Genomic DNA, 18688 nt, shown 5'->3' with positions numbered 1-18688 from the left:
ACACAGATGCCACCTGCCCCACCGCCTTCGCAGCCTCGCCGGGGCTCGACAGCTTCCACAGGGGTCTTGCAGTAGCTGAAAAAACACTGCCTGCAGGGCCATCGCGTCGGGCGTTTCTTGCCAGCAGTTCGACAGGTCATCCAATCCCTCAGTCGAACCACTCCCTGCGTCCCTCGAACGTGCTGACGATCAACTCCACGATCATGCCCACCGCCTCGGCATGCTGCACGTGCGCATTCACCGCCAGCCACACCTGGCGCTGCATGTTTTCGGCCAGCAATCCCGGCAACGCCACCAACCCTCGGTCGAAGCTGCTCATGTAGTGCGGCAACAACCCGATGCACGCACCGCAGCGGATCATCTCCAGCATCAGCGAATAGGCCTGTACCTGCACCACCGCCGCCAGGCGTTGTTCCACCACGCGGTTCCAGGGTTGCAAGGCATCGACCCGGGCATCCGCTTGCCATTGCACCAGCATGTAGTCATTGAGGTCTTCGACGCTGTCCGGGCGGGATGTCTGCCGTGAATAGCGCTTGGCGATGTGCGGCAGGTACTGCAGGCGCGCCAACGCCCGGGGCGATCCGGTGGCGAAGCTCGGTCCGGGCAGCGGGCCGTCTCCTTCCGACAGCCATAGCACCACATCCACGTCCACTGCTTGCAGGGACAGTTGGCTGTCGATGGAGATGATCTCCAGGCGCACGCTGGCATTGCGGCGCAGCAAGGCGATCAGGTCACGTCCCAGGATGTCGTGCAGGATCGGCTCGGCCACCGCCAGGCGAATCAGCGGCTGCTCTACCACCGGCAAGCGCCGCTCATGGGCCAGGGCGATCAGTTGGGCCTGCAACTGCTGGCCATCACGGCTCAGCACCAGGCCGTTGCCCTGGTAACTGAACAAGCTATGGCGCAGGTGTTCCTCCAGTTGCGCCAGACGCTTGCGCAGCAAGGTGGCCTTGATGTTCAAACTGCGCGCTGCCTGCATGAAACAACCGCAGCGCGCGCTCACCAGAAAGTAACGGGCCACTTCCGGGTCAATGTCAGCGGCCAATGCCCGCCAGGCACTGCGTGGCTCGGCGGGTGCGCGATAAACGGCAGGCCCCTGGGGGCCGGACGGTTCAAGAAATGCCATGGGAGACTCCCTGTCTTGTGGTCTGTGCATCCAATGCGGGTTGATGCAACTTACTCCAGCACCTTGTTCAGTTCGGCACCGTCGATGCTCAAGGTCGCGGTGTTGAGCATGCCTTCGAGGTAAGCCTTGGCGATCTGCTCCTGGCGCTGGGCGCGCAGGGCCTGGGTCAGGCGTTCGCGCAACTCATCCAGGCTGGCGGTACGGGCCGGTTGCTGGCCGGTGAGCTTGAGTACATGGAACCCGGCGGCGCTTTGCACCACGTCCGACACAGCGCCCAACTTGAGACGCGACACCGCTTCACGCACCGGCGGCACCAGTTGTTGCAGCGGCTGCATGCCCGAATCACCCCCACGTGCGGCGGTGTCCGGGTCCTGGGAAAACTGCGTGGCCAGTGCTGCAAATTCACCCGGCGCAGCCTGGGCGCGACGGCTCAGTTCCTGGGCCTGGCGGCGCACCGCATCGGCGCTTTGCGGGTCATTGACCGCAAGGAAAATCTGGCTGACCCGGTACAGCGGCGGTGTCACCCACTGCGCCTTGCCGCTGTCGTAGGCCTGTTGCAGTTCAGCGGCACTCGGGTAATCCGCCGGGACCTGGCTGACCGACAGCATGTAATCGCGAAACACGATCTGCTCGGTGGCGGCGCGTGTCTGTTGCTCAACCTCGGGTCGCTGGCGCCAGCCCTGGGCATCGGCCTGTTCGAGCACGGCCTTTTGCGCCAGGCGCGAGCGAATCCACGTTTCCAGCGCGCCACGATTACCCCGCAGTTGCTCACGGGACTCCGCCGGCAGGCTGGCCAACACGCTTTTCAGTTCGGCAACGTCGACCTGCTGGTTACCCAGGCGCGCCACCGCCGGGCCCGCCGGTGCAACGCTGGCCATCGGCGACGGTTGCTGGGCCGCCACCGGGTCGCTGCCCGGGCGCAGGCTCAACGCGACCGCCACCACCAGCAACCCCAGCGCGCCCGCACTAAGCATCAAGGCAGGTTTTTTCACAGGGCCGGTGCCTCTTCGCCAAGCGGTGCGGCCTCTGTCTGCGCCTGCAACTGCGCAGCGTGCTGGCTGTACTCGCGCAAGTAGACAATGAACTCCTGCAACAGGCGGTCCCACAATTCCAGCTGGCTGCGCAGGTGCGTGGCGCCCACGCCGGCCACCACCACATCCATTTCCATCAACAGGAACTCACCCTGCACCGACAGCCGCGCAAAACGCCGCGAGGCATTCCACACCTGGGCCAGCCCCTCGGGCAAATCGCCCTGCACCCGCAGCGCGCAGCTGTAAGTGAAGTCCACGTAATGGCCCTGCTCTGCCGCCGCGTTGCCGAAGCGCACGGCAAAGCCGATACCCTGGCTGGCGCTGAGCAGTTGCACGATGCCGTTCTGGTCGGTCTGGTTGACCCGGTAGCCAGCCTCTTGCAACAACTCGGTGAGGCTCTGGGGCGTAACGCTGGTGATCAATTCGCTCATGGTGATCGCTTCCTTGTCTGTCAGTGATTGGCGGTTGCCTGGGGGGCATCGAAACGGCTCTTGTACAGATCGTCGCCAAAACCCTGGGCCAGTTCTTCGAACTTGACCCGCGCGCTGCTGGCGAAGGGCTGGCGAATACTCATCACCTCGGCCACGTCGATTTTTTCGTAGGCCGCGAGTAACTGACGGGCCACGCCGTACATCTGTTGATTCTTGACTGAACATTGCTGCACTTGTGTGTCACGTTCGCTCAGTTGGGCCTGCAAGCGGGCGCGCTCGGCCTCCTTGCCTTTGGCCAGCACCAGCAGGTCGTCATAGGCCTTCTTGAACTTGCCGACCTGCTCGTTGCTCGCCGCCACCTGGGCCTGGGCCTGGCTGTGCAGGCTTTGTTGCTGGCCGGCCAGTTGCTCGGCGGTACCACGCGCCTGGGCGAGTTCAGCCGTCAGCTGCTTGATTTGCGCCTGGGCCTGTTTGGCCTGGTTTTCGGCGGCAATGCGCGCGGCAGCGGCCTGGGCCTGCTCGCTTTGCAGGGCCTGCAATTGCTGGGTGGTGCTGCGCAATTGAGTACGCAGGCGTTCTTCCATGCCTTCGGCCGACGCCGCCGTGGCGACGAACAGCAACAGCAGCCCGCAGATTCGCGTGTTCATGTGGCATCTCCCTGCGCATCAGAAGCGCGTGTTGAGTTCCAGTTGCATCACATCCACTTCGAACGGCGCGCCATACACTTCAGAGGCGCTCAACCAACGCGCACTGGCGTAGATGTTCTTGTCGAGGCCGTAGTTGCCGCCGATGAAATAACCCTTGGCGTTGGTGCCGCCCAGGTGGAAGGAGGAGTCGTTGAAACCGTCGGGCAAGGCGTCAGGCTGGATGTACTTGTAGCCGGCCAGGACGTTCCAGTCGCCGCGCTTGCGCATCTCCAGGGCACTGCCGAGGGTGAATTGCACCATCAGCGCATTGCCACCGCTCTCGAACTGGCCCTTGCTGTTGATGTTGTTGACGATCTCGCCTTCGCTGCGCTTGAGCATTTCGCCCTTGTCGTAGGCCAGGTTGTGGATGAAGTTGCCCTGGGTGCGCAGCTTGAAATCGCTCGGCAGCTCGGCATCCCACGCCAGATTGAGGTCCAGCACATCGAACTTGGAGGCCAGCCCCACGTACTGCGGTTGCGGCGTCAAGCCAGGCGTGGCCGGGTTCGGCGAGATATTGCGCAGCAGGAACACGCTGTTGCCCTTCTGCATGAACGCCAGGCGCGAACCGTCGGTATCGCACCCGGGCGCACCGGCCCACGGTGTACAGGGGCTGGAACGCTTACCCTCAATGTCGTCGAAGTGGTAGTAGGCCACCGCGCCCTTCAGGCTGTTGTCGCGGTTGAGCTTCCAGTTGGCGCCGATCTGCCCGCCGAACAGCCATTTGGTGTCGCTGTCTTCCTTGTCGAAACCGTTGCTGCTGGCGGTGTCCGAGGTGTACTCCACCGGGAACACCCCAAGGGTGCCGAACAGCCCCCATTGGTTGCTCAGGGCATGATTGAAATTGGCGGCGATACCGTCGAAGTTCAGGTCGCCCGAATACATCATGTCGGTGGAATAGAACGGGTTGGCAAAGCGCCCCGCCGTCAGGGTCACATCCTGGGAGGCCTTCCAGCTCAGGTAGCCCTGGTCGAGCCAGATGTCCTTCTTGCCGAAACCGCCGCCCAGGGTCTGGGTAGTGGACACCGGGTTGTTGTCGGAACCGGTGCCGATGCGAATGCCCGCCGTCCACTCCGGCGAGATCACCGCTTTCATGCCCAGGCGTGCGCGCAGACGGAACAGGTTTTCGCGGTCCTTGGTGGTGTTGAGCAGCGGCGGCAGCTTGGTGTTGGTGTCTTTGTTGGTGTCGTAGGGGCCGCTTTCATTGAGCTTGGCGTAATCGATGATCTCGTTGCTGTTGTTGCCCGAGAAGTAGCGCGACTCGTCCCGCAGGCGAATATCGCCATCGAAGGTCACGCGCGAGACCCAGTCCGGAAAGGTGTTGGGCTGTGCCCAGTTTTCCTGCTTGGCGGTGGCCATGACCTCGGCCTTGACCTGGTCACGAATCTGGTCGCGCACCGCTTGCGGCACGTACTGCACACGTACGTCGCCAGGCGCCGCCGTCGGGCCGCCGGCAACCATCGGCGCGGCGTTGGCCTGGCGGGCCTGCTGCGCTTCTTTCTCGGCCTGGGCAATCAGCCCGTTGGCCGTGTCCTGGGTCAGCACGCCTTGCTGCACCAACAGACGAATCAGGTTGATGGTGACGTTCTCCGAGGGGGCGACCGGGGCAGCCGCCGCCTGGCCGACCAGGGTCGCGATGACCATGCCGACCGCCAGGGTCAGTCGATTCACGGGGGAAATCATGTGTACGCAACTCCTGTAAAAAACCGTTGAAAACAGCCGTTGAAAACCTGTTCGATCAATCCGGACGCCGGCCCTTGAGGGACAGGCGCATGGGCAACGTCAGCGATGCCGGGGGCTTCTGCATGGCGCGCGGTGCCTGCACCAGCGCGAGCATCTGGGCGTCGGTCTCGCTATCACCGCTGGACTTGGCCACGACCGCCCGCGTGACCTGGCCATCGGCGCCCAGCCACAGGTCGATCTGGATGGCAAACGCCTTGCGGCGCAGCTCCGGGTCCTCACGCATCAAGCGCTGGTAAGTGCCCGCCAGGTACTGCTTGTAGGTACCGGTGCCCAAGCCGCCGCCACCGCTGCCCGCCATGCCGCCGCCCTTGCCGGCGCCGATGTTGAAACCGTCGTTGCCGGACTGCGCATCGCCATCGATCTGCATCGGGTTGGCCAGGTCGTCGGCGGGACTCGGCGGCGCCTCCTCCACCGGCTTGACCTCCTCGGGTTCAGGGCTGGGCACCGGTTCCGGCACCTTTTCCTGCACCTGCGGCTCGGGTTCCTTGGGTTTCTCCGGGGGCGGCGGCGGTGGTGGCGGCAACGGGATAATCGTCGGCACCTTGGGCGCTTCACGGCGCACGCCACTCATGTCATTGGCCCACTGCCACAGGAACCAGGCAGCCACAGCGCCCAGCAACAGACCGGCGCCCCACTTCAGCGGGCGCAACGACGCTTTTTTCTTCACGGGCAATGGTGCGATCGGGATCTGTGCGGTCATGGCTCAGCCCTGGCTCGGTTTGCCGGTGACCAACCCGACCTGGGACAGCTCCAGCCGCCGCAGCAAGTCGAGCACTTCGATCACCTTCTGGTATTGCACCAGCGCGTCACCGCGCACGATCACCGGGAAGTCCGGATTCAGCGCTTTCTCGATACGCAGGCGCTCTTCCAGCTCACCGAGGGTCACCGGGTAAGCATCGAGAAACACCTGGCCGCCGTCGTTCACCGAAATGGCCTTGGTCTTGGCCTCCGACAGCGACACCGAGGCACTGGCCTTGGGCAAATGAATCTGGATACCCGAGACCTGGGCGGTGGCAGTGAGGATAAACATCACCAGCACCACCATCAGCACGTCCACCAGGGGCGTGATGTTGATACTGTCGACGGCGGCGTCATCGTCATCGTCGTGGGAGGCATTCACGGAAGCCATGGCGATTCTCCTCAGGCCGGAACCGCAGCGTGATGCTCGCGACGGTGCGCGGCTTCACTGGACTGGCTTTCGCCGTGCATCTCCGCCAGGCGGGTGATGAACTCATCGACGAACACGCGCATGTCGGCGCTGACTTCCTTGTTGCGCGTGATCAGGCGGTTGTAGCCGAACAGCGCCGGGATCGCGACGAACAGGCCCATGGCCGTGGCCAGCAAGGCCGCCGCCATCCCCGGGGCGATGGCGTTGATGTTCACGTCACCGGCCATGGCCGTGCCGAGGAACACCACCATGATCCCCAGCACCGTGCCGAGCAGGCCGATATACGGGCCACCGGCGATGGCGTTGGACAGGGTCGACAGCTTGGCACTGAGCGCCTGGTTTTCCCGGGTGCGCACGCCGTCCATGGAGCAACGGATCGCTTCGATGGTCGCCGCCGAGACCGACGACGTGTCGGCGCCCTGGGCACGGCGGGTGCGGATTTCCTTGACGGCCACCAGGTACAGGCGCCACAGCGAAGAGTGGGTCAGGCGCTCGGCCAGCAGTGCGTCGTCGGCATACATCTCCAGGCGCGTACCGATCTGGGCGAAGTGCTCGCGGAACACCTCGTTGGCACTGCTGACGCGGCCCACCTGGCGGTTCTTGCGCAGCATGATGAACCACGACTGAAACATCATCGCCACCAGCACCACGATAATCACCCAGGCGTCCACCGGCACTGCGTTGAGCAAAAAGCCCAGGCTGCCGAAACCGAAGCCCGACTGTTCCTCATCCACCCCGTAGGCCACCAGTTTCGACTCGGCGCCCTGGGCACTCGCGTCGGCCAGCAGCAGCGCCGCCGGACGGGCGACCTTGGACAAGCGCAACTCATCGATGGCACCCGCAAACGGCAGGTGCGCGCTGCCGGCTTCCGGCAGATCGGCACCGATGGCCAATTGGGAATTGAAGGCCGGCAAGGCCACGGCGAGCGTCGCGGTTTCGCGGCCATTGACGTACAGCGTGACCTTCTCGCCCTCGGCGGTGAACGCCAGGTGCTGCCATTGGCCAGGGTTCAGCGGCTGGCTCGACACGCCGCGCTGGCCGTCGATCTCCACGAACGGCATGCCCTGGTTCAACCCCAGCAGCAGGCTATGGGCACCGTCGCGACGAGCCAGCACCACTTGTTCGCCACTGGCCTGGTCCAGGCGCAACCAGGCACTGAAGGTGAACGCGCCACCGGCGGCGTGTTGCAGCGATGGGCTGGCCGGCAGCATCAAGGGTTGGCCGCCGAACTGCAGGGCGCGACCGATCACGCCGTCGATGCTCGCGCCGGTGGCGTTCAGCGCGGTGTTGGCATAGGCCGTGGTGTCCCGCGCCGGCGTGCCGTTGGCGCCGTCGAAGTGGTAAAGCGCGATGTAGTTCGGGTCGAACGTCAGCTGGCCATTGGCGGTGGCCGGGGCCTTCTGGTTGCCGTAGTACATCCACAGGTCCTGGCGCTGGCCGCCTTCGACCTTGGGCACATCCACCCAGATCAGCGCCATGCCCATCAGCGGGTCGAAGCTTTCGATCTGGTGATTGAACACGGTCTTGTCGTCGGCACTGACGAAACGCAGGTCGGCACCGTCGTCCTTGACCCCGTCAAAGGTGAAATTGCCGGTGTGCAGGCGCACCAGCAAGGCGGTACGGCCCAGCGCCTGGTTGATCGCCGCGCCCTGGGCGGTGGTGTCGATCGAAATCTGTTTGCGGTAGTGCCAATCGTCCTGCCACCAGGCATGGGCGGTGGCCGGGAGCGCGAAGCCCAGGCAGATCAACAGGCTCAGAAATAGGCGTTGCATGGGTGAAGTCTCCGGAAGAAAAAGTCAGAAAGTCGCCTGCACACTGAAATGCAGTCGCGAGTCCTGTTTCTGGGTGTTCGGTCCATCGAGCAGCGGGTAGCCCAAATCCAGGCTGCCGGACAACCACTTGCTCAAACTGGCGCGGGTGCCCAGGCCGACACTGGCCAGGCTGTATTCGTCTTCTTGCTCGGGCAGCGGGTCGTGCAGGCGCATACGCGCACCTTCGGCGAACGCATAGAAGCGCCACTCCTGCACATAACTGCCGAGGAACTTGGCCAGCGACGGCGTGCGCAACTCCTGGGAGAACAAGTAGCCCTCGTCCCCGGTGCGCTCCGCCGCCAGATAGCCGCGCACCGAGGTGGCGCCGCCGGCGGAATACTGCTCGTTGGACACCAGCGGTCCCGAGGCCAGCTGGAAGCCGGCCTTGCTTGCCGACTGCCAGTCGTTGGCGAAGGTGTAGGTGTAATTCAGGTCGCCCTTGAGTACGGCAAAACTGGCACTGGCCTTGTAGCGCTTGTACTCGAACTCCTCGGCATCGCTGCCGTAGCCGAAGAACGCGCGGGTACCGACAATCAGGCTCAGGCCCAGGCCCAATTGGGATTGCTCGGTGTAGCGGTAGCCGTTGTAGCCCAGGGTGAACGGCGCGTACTTGAGCGGCACCTGGTCGCTGCTGGAGCCGAACTTCATCTCTTCGTCGAAGTCCTTGAAGTCGACGCCGAACGAGAACGAGTTGGCCCAGACGCCCGCCGCCGGCAGGTTGTAGATCGCCGACACGCCGTAGGAGTGGCCCTTGCCCAACACGTTGCTGCCGCCGATGGTGGCGATGTTGCTGTCGGACTGGTAACCGGAGAACTGCAAGGTCCAGCGCTCGTTCAGCGGTGCGCTGTAAGACCCCGACCAGACCTTGGCATTGCGGCTGTCCTCGGGTGCCGTGAAATACGTCAGCGAAATGCTGTGGCCCAACTGCCACAGGTTGTCGTAGCCCAGGGTGGCGACGGAGCGCAGCTTCTCGGTGTCGGCGCTGTAGTCGTTGTTCAGGCCGAGACTGGCGTGCCAGGGGTTCTGGTCTTCTACCTGCAAGTCCACGTCCATGGTGCCCGGACGCGCGCCCTCGCGCACCAGCGGCGTGACTTGGCGCCCGGCGCCCCGGTTGAGCCCGGCCAACTGGTTTTGCACCGTGGCGAAGTCCGGCACGGCGCCCTCCTCCAGCGCCGGCACCTGCTCGCGGATCTCCACCGGCGAGTAGTGCTTGGCACCCACCACACGCACGCGACCGACCTTTGTTTCGCTGACCTGCAAATAGACGATACCGTCATCGACCTTTTGCTCCGGCAGCTCGACAAACACCGATTGATAGCCGCGCGCCTGGTAGATCTTCTGCAAGGCATCACGGGCGCCTTCGATATCGTCGAGGGTCTTTTGCGGGCCAAGAAACGGGTACACCGCTTCCTCGATCGTCGCCGCATCCAGCACGGTATTGCCGCGCACGAAATACTCGTTGACGTCCACCCGGCGCGCCGCCCCCTCCTCCTCGGCCCACGCGGGCTGCGCCAAGGCGCCCAGCGTCAGGCACAGCGCCAGCGTTGACTTGAACAGATGCTCCACACCGCCCCCTGGTTTTCTGAAAAAGTGATCTGCCTTCGCCGATTGCACAGCGTTCGGCCTGCTCAATTGCGGGTTGTCGAAAGTTGGCTGTGCCGGGCCAGCCAGGTATGCAGCAAGGCGAAGTTCAAGGAGAACTCCGGCATGTGCAGCAAGGCGCCACAAAACACTTCACCGATGATTTTCTGGATGAGTTGCACCGCGCGCGGGTTGTTCAACAGCGTGGCGATGTCTCGCTGCAAGACGTGAATGCCCCAGACCTTCTGGTTCAGGTCCAGGCCGACGAACCAGCGGAACAGCAGGTTGTAGTTGAGCTGCTCATGCAGTTGGGATTCGCTGGGCACCGAATACAGCAGCTGCAGCAGCAGGATGTGCACCACAGTGTGCGGCGCGATCAGCATGCCCGGCTCGGGCAACAGCCAGTCGCGGTTCTGCTCGAGCACTTCGTCGATCTGCGGACGCAGCAGCACCAGTGAATGGCCCGCCGGGATGTAGCTGGACACTTCCTTCAGCGCGCCCTGCCAGTCTTCCTGGGAGACGATCCATACCCACGGCGCGCCGTAGCGGTATACCGAAACCGGCTTCTTGCGCGCCGCTTCGACGATCTTCGACAGGCGCTGGTCGAGCTCCTGCATGCCTACTTTCGAGTAACGTTCCATAGTTCCCATCTGCCCCACTCCTGGCGTCCTGCTGACGGCTTGGGAGACGACTTTTGGTCGTATCCAGCGCGTTACATAGGCAAGACGGGAGTGGTCGGGAGCTACCGAACTTTTGTCATGAAAGCTTCATTTGGGATTGGGTGGGGGGCAATTTCTGGGGGGGCTTGGGGTGGGGGCATATCCGTTACTTGGGTGATGGCTGATATTGGTTCCGCCCTTACGGCGGGTCACTTTTGAAGAGCGCAAAAGTAACCAAAACGCTCTTGCCCCAACACTCGGCACCTCGCTGTGGCTCGGTGTACCCGTAATCCGACGGGAATTCGGGGGGCCGCCGCCACGCGCCATCCATGGCGCGGGGCGGCTAAACCGGCATCCCTGCCGGTTTACCCCCCAAATTCCCGTCAGATTCCGGCCAGCGTGTTTGATGGGGCGCTCAAGATCAAAATCAAAAGCAGAGCCAGAGCCAGAGCCAGAGCCAGAGTGTGGGTTAGTGGCAGCTTTGGCACTGGGGAGGATCTGGTGGGAAGAAGCTGGATTAAGCAGGACAAATCGTGATGAGCCCGACAAGACGGGGCGTTGCGGGGAACATCCACTACGGGGCGGCTCAAGAACGATGCCAAAGAGCTGCAAGACCAAAATCAATCAGTCTTGAGCAGTGCGCCCCAATTTAACAGGCTCTTTGGCACCGATAGCGGTGTGACTAGATCCAGCCACCAGCCCATACAACGCGGCCAATGATCCGCAGATCATTCAGCTTTTCCTTGGGCACGATCATATCTCTATAGGCCTTGTTCTCGCTGATGATGTGGATCGAGCCGTCAAACTGGCGTTGAAGCCTCTTGGCGTAGAGATGGTCATCCAACTGGATGACGTAGACAGCCTCACCCTCAAGGGTGTTGCGGCCGTGGTCAATGACAACCGTATCGCCGTCGTTCAAAAGCCCGAGCATCGAGTCGCCGTCTACTCGGATAGCAGAAAGCCTGGATGGCTCCAAGCCCTTCTTACGAAGCGAGTAGGCCGTGAAAGCGAGCATAGTCAGTACCTTCGCCCCATCGTTCCACGATCCATGCCCACCGCTGCAATAGGCGTCGTACAGAGGCACGTAGACATACGCACTCTCGTCAGGTGCCGCAGCAACCATGCCTCTCTGTCTATCCCCCTCTCCTGACGCAAGCCACCCAATATCCACACCTACGGCCTTTGCAATATCAACGCAACGGGCAACCTTTGGTTCCCTATGTCCCGTCAGGTAGTACTCCAGAGTTCGTCGAGGTATAGCCGTTAGACGCGAAAGTTCGTCGCCGCTTCCGGCTATCTCAGCGCATTCTCGGATGCGCGCCGCTAGCCCCTCACTCATTTCGCTTTCTCCAAAGGAGAAAACGAAACCCTGCCGCAAAAGAAAACGAAATTTCGCATTCCAATTAAAGCCTTTAAAAACAATGGCATAGCTTCACCGCTTATAAAAATGCCGGTTCCGGCAAAGCGAAATGCCGCTTTTCGCTTTACCACTAAGAACAAAGCGGCTATGTTTATGCCGTAAGTGACGTTAGACACCCCAAAAAAACCACCCTTCCCGGTGGTTAAAACTGGACGTATGGCATGAACAAAACCGAAATCCCTTTGAATCCGACCCAACGCTGGGAATGGATCAAGTACCAGCTACGTGCCAAAGGCACTTCGCTGGCGATGTTGGCGCGTGAACTCAACGTCTCTGACACTGCCGTTAAAAACGCTAAACGCACAGCTTACCCGCGTATGGAACGAGCGATAGCCAAGGCTCTGGGCCTTCAGCCAATCGACTTGTGGCCGGACCGTTGGAACGCCAACGGCACCCCATATCGGATCAGGTCACAACGTGCCGAGAAGAACGCAACTTATAGCCAAGAGCATAACCCAGCTTATGACCTTCGGCACCGTAAAACAGGTACGGAGGGATAAACATGCGCAAAGTCAAAGACGACCGGACGTTAGACATCTTCTCCGTCCCACAGCCGGTTCTAGCTATACCTGGTAACGGCAACAATGCAGCCCAGGTAAGTGAACTGATCGGCGAGATTCTTAAAGGTTCAGATCTAGACCGCTATGAAATTGCAGCTCGTATGTCTCGACTCTCGGGTGACGATGTAAGCAAGCACATGCTTGATGCATGGTCGAGTCCGGCCCGGACAGATCACAACCTGCCGTTCTACAGAGCCCCCCTGTTAGAAGAAGTATGCAGTTGCCACGCACTGACCAACTGGCTGGCCGAACAACGCGGCGGACGTATTGCTTACGGTCGTGACGCACTCAATGCGGAACTGGGGCGGCTGGAACGCCTGCGCGATGATGCCGGACGCAAGGCCCGCGAACTCAAGCGTGCATTGGGTGACAGCCATGCGTAATTGGTATTCAGCCGGCGAGCTGGCTGGCTTGCCTGGAATGCCAGGTACAGAGCGCGCCATTCAAATACGCGCCAAGCGTGAGCGTTGGGAAGGCCAGCAGCGTCTTGGCAGTAAGGCCATTGAGTACACCCTTTCGGTCCTGCCAAAGGAAACCCAGGCAGCGCTGTTGACAGCAACGCTCGTAGAAAACGCCGTTGAACCAGTCGCTGAAAAACACGTAGTAACAGCCGGGCGTGACTCAGAAAAAGTGTCACGCTTAAACGATTCACAATCTTCCGTAATGACTGCGCGCCTTGCGTTCGTGCGTGAAATCGAACGCATGAGCAAGGTAGTCAGCCAAAACCGCGCCATCCTTACTTTGGTTGGGTTGGCGAAAACCGGCGACCTCAGTCCGTATCTGAATGACCGAGTAATCCGGGCCAACGACCGCAAGACCGAAGACCGCACCCTGTCTGAGCGCACCCTCAAGCGTTGGCTGGCGGACTACCGTGCCCACGGCGAAATAGGCCTAGCCCCGGCCCGTCGTCAAAAAGACATGAGCGTCCCGACCTGGGCGCAAGCATTCCTCAAGCACTACCAGCGCCCGCAGAAGCCGAGCGTTGAAGCTGCGTATGAGCAGTTCAAGCAGTTGCACCAGGACATCAATGCCAGCGTTTGCCCCAGCATTCACGCGGTACGCCGCTGGCTGAAAAAACTCAGCCCGTCGGTGCGTGAGCATGGGCGCATGGGCCCGCACGAGTTGAATGGTCTAAAGGCATATAACCGTCGTCAGGCTGACATGCTGTGGCCGAATGACGTGTGGGTGGCTGACGGCCATACCTTTGATGCGGAGGTAATCAACCCACTGACTGGGCAGATCTTCCGCCCCGAAATCACCATGGTCATTGACTGGGGCACCCGCCGCATTGTCGGTTTTTCGGTCAACCTGGCTGAATCGACCCTAGCCACGCTGGACACCTTACGTGACGGTGTAAGTCGGTGCGGCATGTACAAAGTGTTCTACGTCGATAACGGCAGCGGCTTTGACAACGCTGTCGTCTACGAAGTGAACGACCGCCTCGGCGGCACTATCACGCACTCGCTGCCCTACAACTCCCAGGCACGTGGCGTGATTGAGCGGCCCCACAAAACCATCCTGGTTAGGCTGGCCAAAACCTTCGACAGCTACATCGGCGCCGACATGGACAAAGAGGCTGCCACCAAAACGCACAAGCTGTCCCGTAAACAGCTTGCGCTGGGCATCGCGCCGACTGTTGTACCTGAATTCTCTGTGTTCTTTGCTGCACTGCAACAGGCGCTCGACGACTACAACCGCCGTCCACATCGTGGCCTGCCGAAGTTTCGCGACCCTGCGACCATGCGCAAACGCCACCAAAGCCCGATGGAGTCTTGGAAGTCGGCCGAGGCCGAGGGCTGGGAGCCGCTGCTGGCTGACGCCAACATCATTGAAAGCCTGACCCGGCCGCAGGTCGAGCGCACCGTCCACCGCTGCCAGGTGCAATGGAACAGCGGCACCTACTTCCTTAAAGATCTGGACGGTTTCCACGGTGAACAGGTCCGTGTGGCCTATGACTTCCGTGACGCCAGCCGTGTTTGGGTCCACTCCCTTGAGGGTGATCTGATCGGCGAGGCATTGCTCGATGGCAACGCCAGCCCTGCCATGCCGAAAACTATGCTGGAAAAAGCCAGCGAGAAACGCGAACGCGGCCAACTGTCCCGCCTGATGAAAAAGGCCAAGACCATCACCGGCCAAGACGTGGAAATGCGCGTCATCGCTCCACAGTCGAGCCAATACGACCTATCGCCAGAGCAGCTTGCAGAGGCTCAGCGCTTTGCCCAACTGGCTGCACCGCAGGCCTCGGCCTTCGAATTACCAACCGATCCAACCGCCCGTTACCGCCTCTGGCACCAGATCGACGCCCGCATCACCAGCGGGGAATCGCTGACGGCCGAGGAAACACAGTGGCATGCCCGCTACCCGCAACACCTGGATTTCAAATCTATTCAGCAAATGTTCGCGTTCGCCGACCAGGCCCGCGCTTAACCCAAGACCTTTAGGAGTCGCATTATGAGTGTTACCAAAATCGTTCCCCTGACCAATGTCGGCCTCTTGTCCGCCGCCATCGCCCGCACCCAAGCCCGCCCAGCGGGTCTGCCTGGCATGGTGGTGATGTACGGCGCAAGCGGGCTGGGTAAAAGCGTGGGCGCAGCCTTTGCCGCCAACCACCACCGTGCCTATTACGTGGAGTGCCGCGACACCTGGAGCAAGAAAGCTTTCCTGCTGGCGATCCTGCGTGAAATGAGCATCCAACCAGAGCGCACCTTGTCGCAGATGGTTGATCAGATTGCCGAACAGCTTTCCCGTAGTGGCCGTCCGCTGCTGATCGACGACGTGCAATACCTGCTGGAAAAAGCTGTCGCCAACGTGCTGACCGACATCTACAACGCCAGCCAAGGCACCATCGTGTTGATCGGGGAAGAAGGTGTTCCAGGCAGCCTGGCCAAGTTGGAACGCCTACACAACCGCGTGCTGGAGTGGGTGCCTGCACAGCGCGCCACCCTTGATGACTTACGCGCCCTGACCCAAGCCAGTTACCCAACACTTCGCTTTGCCGATGACCTGCTGGAGGATCTGCGCACCAAGGTTGGCGGATGCCTTCGCCGTGTGGCCGTCAACTTGTACAGGGTTTACAGCGAAACCCAAGCCCAGGCCATCGACAGCATTGACCTTGCAGGCTGGGGCTCTCGCGGCTGGTTTACCGGCGAAGCGCCGTCGCGGAGGGCTTGAGTTATGCCTAGAGCAAGAGCTGATCTGGTGATGGTGGGCGGTAAGCCCCCACGCCAGCATATTTGGGAAGCCATTCGCAAGCTCAACGCCAGTTCCAAAGAGCTGACGACCTACTCTGTTGCGCGTAAATCGGGCCAGGACGATCAAGCGGTGCGCGCTTATTTCCGGGATATGGCAAAGGCCGGGATCGTCAGCAAAGTGCGCAACCTTGCGCGCCGCGATGCCGAGTGGAAACTCCTTAAAGACGAAGGTGTTGAAGCCCCTCGCATAACTCGTGGCGGTAAAGTTATCAAACTTGGGGAAGGGGCCGAGAACGTCTGGCGCGCATTACGCATCCTTGGCGAATTCACGGCCGCAGAGGCCGCAGTCGCTGCCAGTGTTAACGGCGTCTCCATAAGCGAGTACGGCGCTCAGGTGTATTTGTCGGGCCTGGCAAAGGCCGGCTATGTGACTCGCAGAGGCGGAACACCAGGCGTTAAAACCCGCTTTTGTTTGGTGCCGTCGAGGTATACCGGCCCCAAACACCCCATCTACCAGCGCGACTTCGACCAGGTCTATGACCCCAACCTGGACCAGGTTGTATGGCGCAAGGCTGATCAGCAGGTGACCCAATGAACCAGGTCAACCTTGCAGCCTGGGGCCAAGACGTGCCGCTGTTCGTGCGCTTGCTCGCCGCCGAAGTTGCCGCCAGCAATAAAACCAAGGCCAGCCAGCGTATTGGCATGAGCCGCACCGCCGTCAGCCTGATCCTGGCCAACCGCTACAGCTCGCCCAGCACGTCTGGTGTCGAGCGTCGGGTAATGGAAACCCTGGGGCGCATTGAATGTGTCGCCTTGGGCGAGACCGTCACCACGGACCAGTGCCAAAGCTATCGCGAAAAACCGGCACCCACCCACAACCCGCAGGCGATGCAGCACTGGCGCGCTTGCCAACACTGCCCAATCAATCCCGACTGCTGCAACCAGGAGAACGCCCATGCTCGCCTCCACTAACCGTACGCCGTTGAAAGTCCTGACCCCAACGCTGGCCGACCGTCTGCGGGTGTTCAACGCCGCTGCCCGAAAACTGCAAGCAGATGGGATTCGCATACTCGGCTTTTGCCCAGCCGAAAACCTTCTGGTCATCAGCTCCGAAGGTGGTCAGCGCCTGATTGGCCGGGGGCACCGCGAAGGATTCAAGCGCCACGCCTCGGCAGGCAGCACCCGTTTCAACGTGCAATTTCAGGGCGTGACCCTGGAATGGCGCGAACCCATTAGCGCCTCCCGTCCTGCTGACTGGTCGCTTCCGACTATCCACTGAGGAACCTTGCAATGACACAACAACAAACCATTCCCGAAGGCTACCGCGTCGACGCGCAAAAGCGGCTGATCCCGGAAAGCATGATCAAGCCTATCGATCTGGAGCGGGATGCCCTGGTGCTTGGCCTGGTTGAAAAAGCCCGCGCCGCCAGTGACGTGCTGGCGAAGTTCAAGGCCTCGGCTTTCGGTGATATCGAAGCCTTTGTCGAACTCAGCGCAGAGCAGTATGGCGCCCAGATCGGTGGCAAGAAGGGCAATGTCAGCCTGATCAGCTTCGATGGGCGTTTCAAGATCATGCGGGCGGTACAGGAAAGCATCGCTTTCGACGAACGCCTCCAAGCCGCGCGGGCATTAATTGACGAATGCCTGCGGGACTGGACCACAGGGGCGCGTCCAGAAGTGGTCACGCTGGTTAATGACGCCTTTCGGACTGACCAAAAGGGCGACATCCGCACAGCCCGCGTCCTGGCGCTGCGTCGTATGGAAATCACTGATGAGCGCTGGCAGCGCGCCATGCAAGCCATCGGCGATGCCTGCCAGGTGGTTGGGTCCAAGTCCTACATCCGCGTGTACCAGCGTGTTGGCGATACCGACCAATACGAGCCCATCAGCCTTGATATTGCGGGGGTGTGATGTGCCTACGTTGACGAAAAAACAAATCGCTGCTGCGCAGGGGCGCAGTCTCAAGGCAATGAGTAACAAGCTACTGAAAATGGCGGAGGCCTGGGCGGATGTTGACGAATACAACGCCAACATTTTGGGCGAGACCTCAGAACAATTGCTCAAAGTCCACGCCGATCTGCTCGAAACCGTTGATGAGGGGGTATGACATGGGCCTTCTGACTGCAATGACCTGGCCGAATACCAGCTTGCTGGACATGCTCAACGATGCGGAAGAAAGCGAGCAAGACACCTTCGACGTCATTCACCTAGAGCTGAACTCAGGTCGTAGCTACGTGGTAGCGGTGATCCATGGCGAACCTGATCAGGTTGATTCCATTGCCGAGGAAATCCAACGCCTAAAACAGCGAATGGAGGCCTGATCATGCAGCGCTATCACGACTCAGCCAAAGATCCATTGCCAATCCATTCGCCGCAACACGACATCGAGCGCGCCAATCTCGACCGCCTGACTGCGCAGTTCCTGGCACGCGGCGGCAAGGTCCAGCACGTCGGTCACCGGATGAGCAGCGCCCCGGCGACGTTCACCATTAACCCGGAGCGGCCGCCGGTTTATGCCCATCTGTTTGCGCCCTCGGCCCCAGTAGCAGCCCGAGAGGCAGTGGTGCCTGTCGAGGTCGAAGCTTCTTTTCAAGACGCTGAAAAGCATGCGGCATTGATCATGGCTGATGCGGCCATGGGCAACTCGCCTAAGTGGATCGCCCGTAAACACCACATGACAGAGAGGCATGTGCGTCAGGTCGCCCGCGATTACAACATCACTTTCCACACTCAACGGTAGGACGCCCCATGGCCAAGATAACCATCACCCTGGAAGACCGCCGAGAAGAAAACGGCAAACCCTCAGTCGCCGTCGATATGACTGGTGTACCGACTACCCACCTGGGAACGCCTCACCAGACAGAGGCTGTGCGGATGTTCAACAAGCTGTTCGATCTGGTAGCCAGCGAAAAGATTTTAGGCGCCATTCCTGCGTGTCGCTGGCAACCCGGCACGACAACCCGCCACTAAGCGAAACCGCCCCGGTCGTCCGGGACGGTCTGCCAGGCGTGGTTGCCTGGTACTGATGAGCAGCCGAGGGATAAATGGAGAAAATCATGAGCGAGCAACGAAAGCCGTATCCACGGTCGGCGGACAACGCTGACCAGATGAACCTGCCCGAGGGCAAAACCTGCGGCGACTGCGTGCACTGCGATCGCTGCACCGCAATGTTCGGCCACATCCCGGCTGACGAGTCTTGCGACTGGAGCCCCTCGCGCTTTCGTGAAGCCGTGCCAGCCGCCCTAACTGCTTAACCCTAAACACAACTTCTGTATCACCCGAAT

At 61.2% G+C, this 18688-nt stretch carries 23 protein-coding genes, 1 other RNA gene and 1 pseudogene; 14 read left to right on the top strand and 11 right to left on the bottom strand.

The genetic code is table 11. The features are described 5' to 3' along the window. Positions 1 to 148 precede the first annotated feature (148 nt). The 11 genes and pseudogenes from ACW9IB_RS21825 to ACW9IB_RS21775 form a co-directional block, all read right to left on the bottom strand. Positions 149 to 1126 carry a LysR family transcriptional regulator gene (locus tag ACW9IB_RS21825; protein WP_457415502.1) on the bottom strand — a complete coding sequence of 326 codons (978 nt, stop codon included), beginning with the start codon at positions 1124 to 1126 and terminating at the stop codon, positions 149 to 151. Between the two features lie 50 nt (positions 1127 to 1176). After that, on the bottom strand, positions 1177 to 2118 hold the full coding sequence (locus tag ACW9IB_RS21820) for a peptidylprolyl isomerase (protein ID WP_457415501.1): 942 nt from the start codon (positions 2116 to 2118) through the stop codon (positions 1177 to 1179). Further along, positions 2115 to 2588: a YbjN domain-containing protein gene (locus ACW9IB_RS21815; protein WP_457415499.1), complete on the bottom strand. Its 474-nt coding sequence runs from the start codon at positions 2586 to 2588 to the stop codon at positions 2115 to 2117. The genes ACW9IB_RS21820 and ACW9IB_RS21815 overlap by 4 nt, the downstream gene beginning before the upstream one ends. A 20-nt stretch (positions 2589 to 2608) precedes the next feature. Beyond that, positions 2609 to 3235, bottom strand: a complete 627-nt coding sequence (locus tag ACW9IB_RS21810; RefSeq protein WP_457369052.1) for a DNA repair protein — start codon at positions 3233 to 3235, stop codon at positions 2609 to 2611. A gap of 18 nt (positions 3236 to 3253) precedes the next feature. Then, complete coding sequence (locus tag ACW9IB_RS21805) at positions 3254 to 4954, bottom strand: putative porin (RefSeq protein ID WP_457415497.1); 1701 nt, start codon at positions 4952 to 4954, stop codon at positions 3254 to 3256. A gap of 55 nt (positions 4955 to 5009) precedes the next feature. Continuing rightward, positions 5010 to 5714, bottom strand: coding sequence for an energy transducer TonB family protein (locus ACW9IB_RS21800; protein WP_457415496.1), 705 nt, complete (start codon positions 5712 to 5714; stop codon positions 5010 to 5012). Positions 5715 to 5717: 3 nt separating this feature from the next. Then, the gene (locus tag ACW9IB_RS21795; RefSeq protein ID WP_065905942.1) at positions 5718 to 6143 is read right to left on the bottom strand and encodes an ExbD/TolR family protein; all 426 of its coding nucleotides are present in this window, start codon (positions 6141 to 6143) and stop codon (positions 5718 to 5720) included. Between the two features lie 11 nt (positions 6144 to 6154). Further along, positions 6155 to 7954, bottom strand: coding sequence for a DUF2341 domain-containing protein (locus ACW9IB_RS21790; RefSeq protein WP_457369049.1), 1800 nt, complete (start codon positions 7952 to 7954; stop codon positions 6155 to 6157). A gap of 24 nt (positions 7955 to 7978) precedes the next feature. After that, positions 7979 to 9559 carry a ShlB/FhaC/HecB family hemolysin secretion/activation protein gene (locus ACW9IB_RS21785; protein WP_457415495.1) on the bottom strand — a complete coding sequence of 527 codons (1581 nt, stop codon included), beginning with the start codon at positions 9557 to 9559 and terminating at the stop codon, positions 7979 to 7981. A gap of 268 nt (positions 9560 to 9827) precedes the next feature. Continuing rightward, a pseudogene (locus ACW9IB_RS21780) lies at positions 9828 to 9924 on the bottom strand (transposase); the annotation flags it as partial. Positions 9925 to 10915: 991 nt separating this feature from the next. Further along, entirely contained in the window at positions 10916 to 11572 is a 657-nt protein-coding gene (locus ACW9IB_RS21775) for an XRE family transcriptional regulator (RefSeq protein ID WP_170059856.1), read from the bottom strand. A 242-nt stretch (positions 11573 to 11814) separates the two neighbouring features. Between ACW9IB_RS21775 and ACW9IB_RS21770 the strand changes: the two genes are divergently transcribed. The 14 genes from ACW9IB_RS21770 to ACW9IB_RS21705 all read left to right on the top strand — a co-directional run bounded on the left by ACW9IB_RS21770 (position 11815) and on the right by ACW9IB_RS21705 (position 18658). Further along, a complete protein-coding gene (locus ACW9IB_RS21770; protein WP_170059854.1) occupies positions 11815 to 12153 on the top strand; it encodes a helix-turn-helix domain-containing protein in 339 nt (112 codons plus the stop codon). A 2-nt stretch (positions 12154 to 12155) separates the two neighbouring features. Continuing rightward, positions 12156 to 12596 carry a hypothetical protein gene (locus ACW9IB_RS21765; RefSeq protein WP_170059853.1) on the top strand — a complete coding sequence of 147 codons (441 nt, stop codon included), beginning with the start codon at positions 12156 to 12158 and terminating at the stop codon, positions 12594 to 12596. Beyond that, the gene (locus ACW9IB_RS21760; protein WP_457415494.1) at positions 12589 to 14640 is read left to right on the top strand and encodes a DNA-binding protein; all 2052 of its coding nucleotides are present in this window, start codon (positions 12589 to 12591) and stop codon (positions 14638 to 14640) included. The genes ACW9IB_RS21765 and ACW9IB_RS21760 overlap by 8 nt, the downstream gene beginning before the upstream one ends. A gap of 24 nt (positions 14641 to 14664) precedes the next feature. Then, positions 14665 to 15384: an AAA family ATPase gene (locus tag ACW9IB_RS21755; protein WP_301050512.1), complete on the top strand. Its 720-nt coding sequence runs from the start codon at positions 14665 to 14667 to the stop codon at positions 15382 to 15384. 30 nt (positions 15385 to 15414) lie between these two features. Further along, positions 15415 to 15999 carry a hypothetical protein gene (locus tag ACW9IB_RS21750; protein WP_457415504.1) on the top strand — a complete coding sequence of 195 codons (585 nt, stop codon included), beginning with the start codon at positions 15415 to 15417 and terminating at the stop codon, positions 15997 to 15999. After that, the gene (locus ACW9IB_RS21745) at positions 15996 to 16376 is read left to right on the top strand and encodes a hypothetical protein (RefSeq protein ID WP_457415493.1); all 381 of its coding nucleotides are present in this window, start codon (positions 15996 to 15998) and stop codon (positions 16374 to 16376) included. Before ACW9IB_RS21750 ends, ACW9IB_RS21745 begins: the two co-directional genes overlap by 4 nt. Further along, positions 16360 to 16683: a hypothetical protein gene (locus ACW9IB_RS21740; protein ID WP_457415492.1), complete on the top strand. Its 324-nt coding sequence runs from the start codon at positions 16360 to 16362 to the stop codon at positions 16681 to 16683. Before ACW9IB_RS21745 ends, ACW9IB_RS21740 begins: the two co-directional genes overlap by 17 nt. 11 nt (positions 16684 to 16694) lie before the next feature. Further along, positions 16695 to 17315 carry a DUF3164 family protein gene (locus ACW9IB_RS21735; protein WP_371359892.1) on the top strand — a complete coding sequence of 207 codons (621 nt, stop codon included), beginning with the start codon at positions 16695 to 16697 and terminating at the stop codon, positions 17313 to 17315. A gap of 1 nt (position 17316) precedes the next feature. After that, positions 17317 to 17511 carry a hypothetical protein gene (locus tag ACW9IB_RS21730; RefSeq protein ID WP_457415490.1) on the top strand — a complete coding sequence of 65 codons (195 nt, stop codon included), beginning with the start codon at positions 17317 to 17319 and terminating at the stop codon, positions 17509 to 17511. Between the two features lies 1 nt (position 17512). Further along, positions 17513 to 17725: a hypothetical protein gene (locus ACW9IB_RS21725; protein ID WP_457415489.1), complete on the top strand. Its 213-nt coding sequence runs from the start codon at positions 17513 to 17515 to the stop codon at positions 17723 to 17725. Between the two features lie 2 nt (positions 17726 to 17727). After that, positions 17728 to 18144 carry a hypothetical protein gene (locus tag ACW9IB_RS21720; RefSeq protein ID WP_457415488.1) on the top strand — a complete coding sequence of 139 codons (417 nt, stop codon included), beginning with the start codon at positions 17728 to 17730 and terminating at the stop codon, positions 18142 to 18144. Between the two features lie 8 nt (positions 18145 to 18152). Next, positions 18153 to 18374, top strand: a complete 222-nt coding sequence (locus tag ACW9IB_RS21715; RefSeq protein ID WP_457415487.1) for a hypothetical protein — start codon at positions 18153 to 18155, stop codon at positions 18372 to 18374. Further along, positions 18373 to 18443: hammerhead ribozyme type II (locus ACW9IB_RS21710), an RNA gene on the top strand. The genes ACW9IB_RS21715 and ACW9IB_RS21710 overlap by 2 nt, the downstream gene beginning before the upstream one ends. A gap of 17 nt (positions 18444 to 18460) precedes the next feature. Beyond that, positions 18461 to 18658: a hypothetical protein gene (locus ACW9IB_RS21705; RefSeq protein ID WP_457415485.1), complete on the top strand. Its 198-nt coding sequence runs from the start codon at positions 18461 to 18463 to the stop codon at positions 18656 to 18658. Positions 18659 to 18688 lie beyond the last annotated feature (30 nt).

The organism is Pseudomonas sp. SDO524_S393, from assembly GCF_054071875.1.
This window is presented reverse-complemented; position numbering and strand designations above follow the sequence as displayed.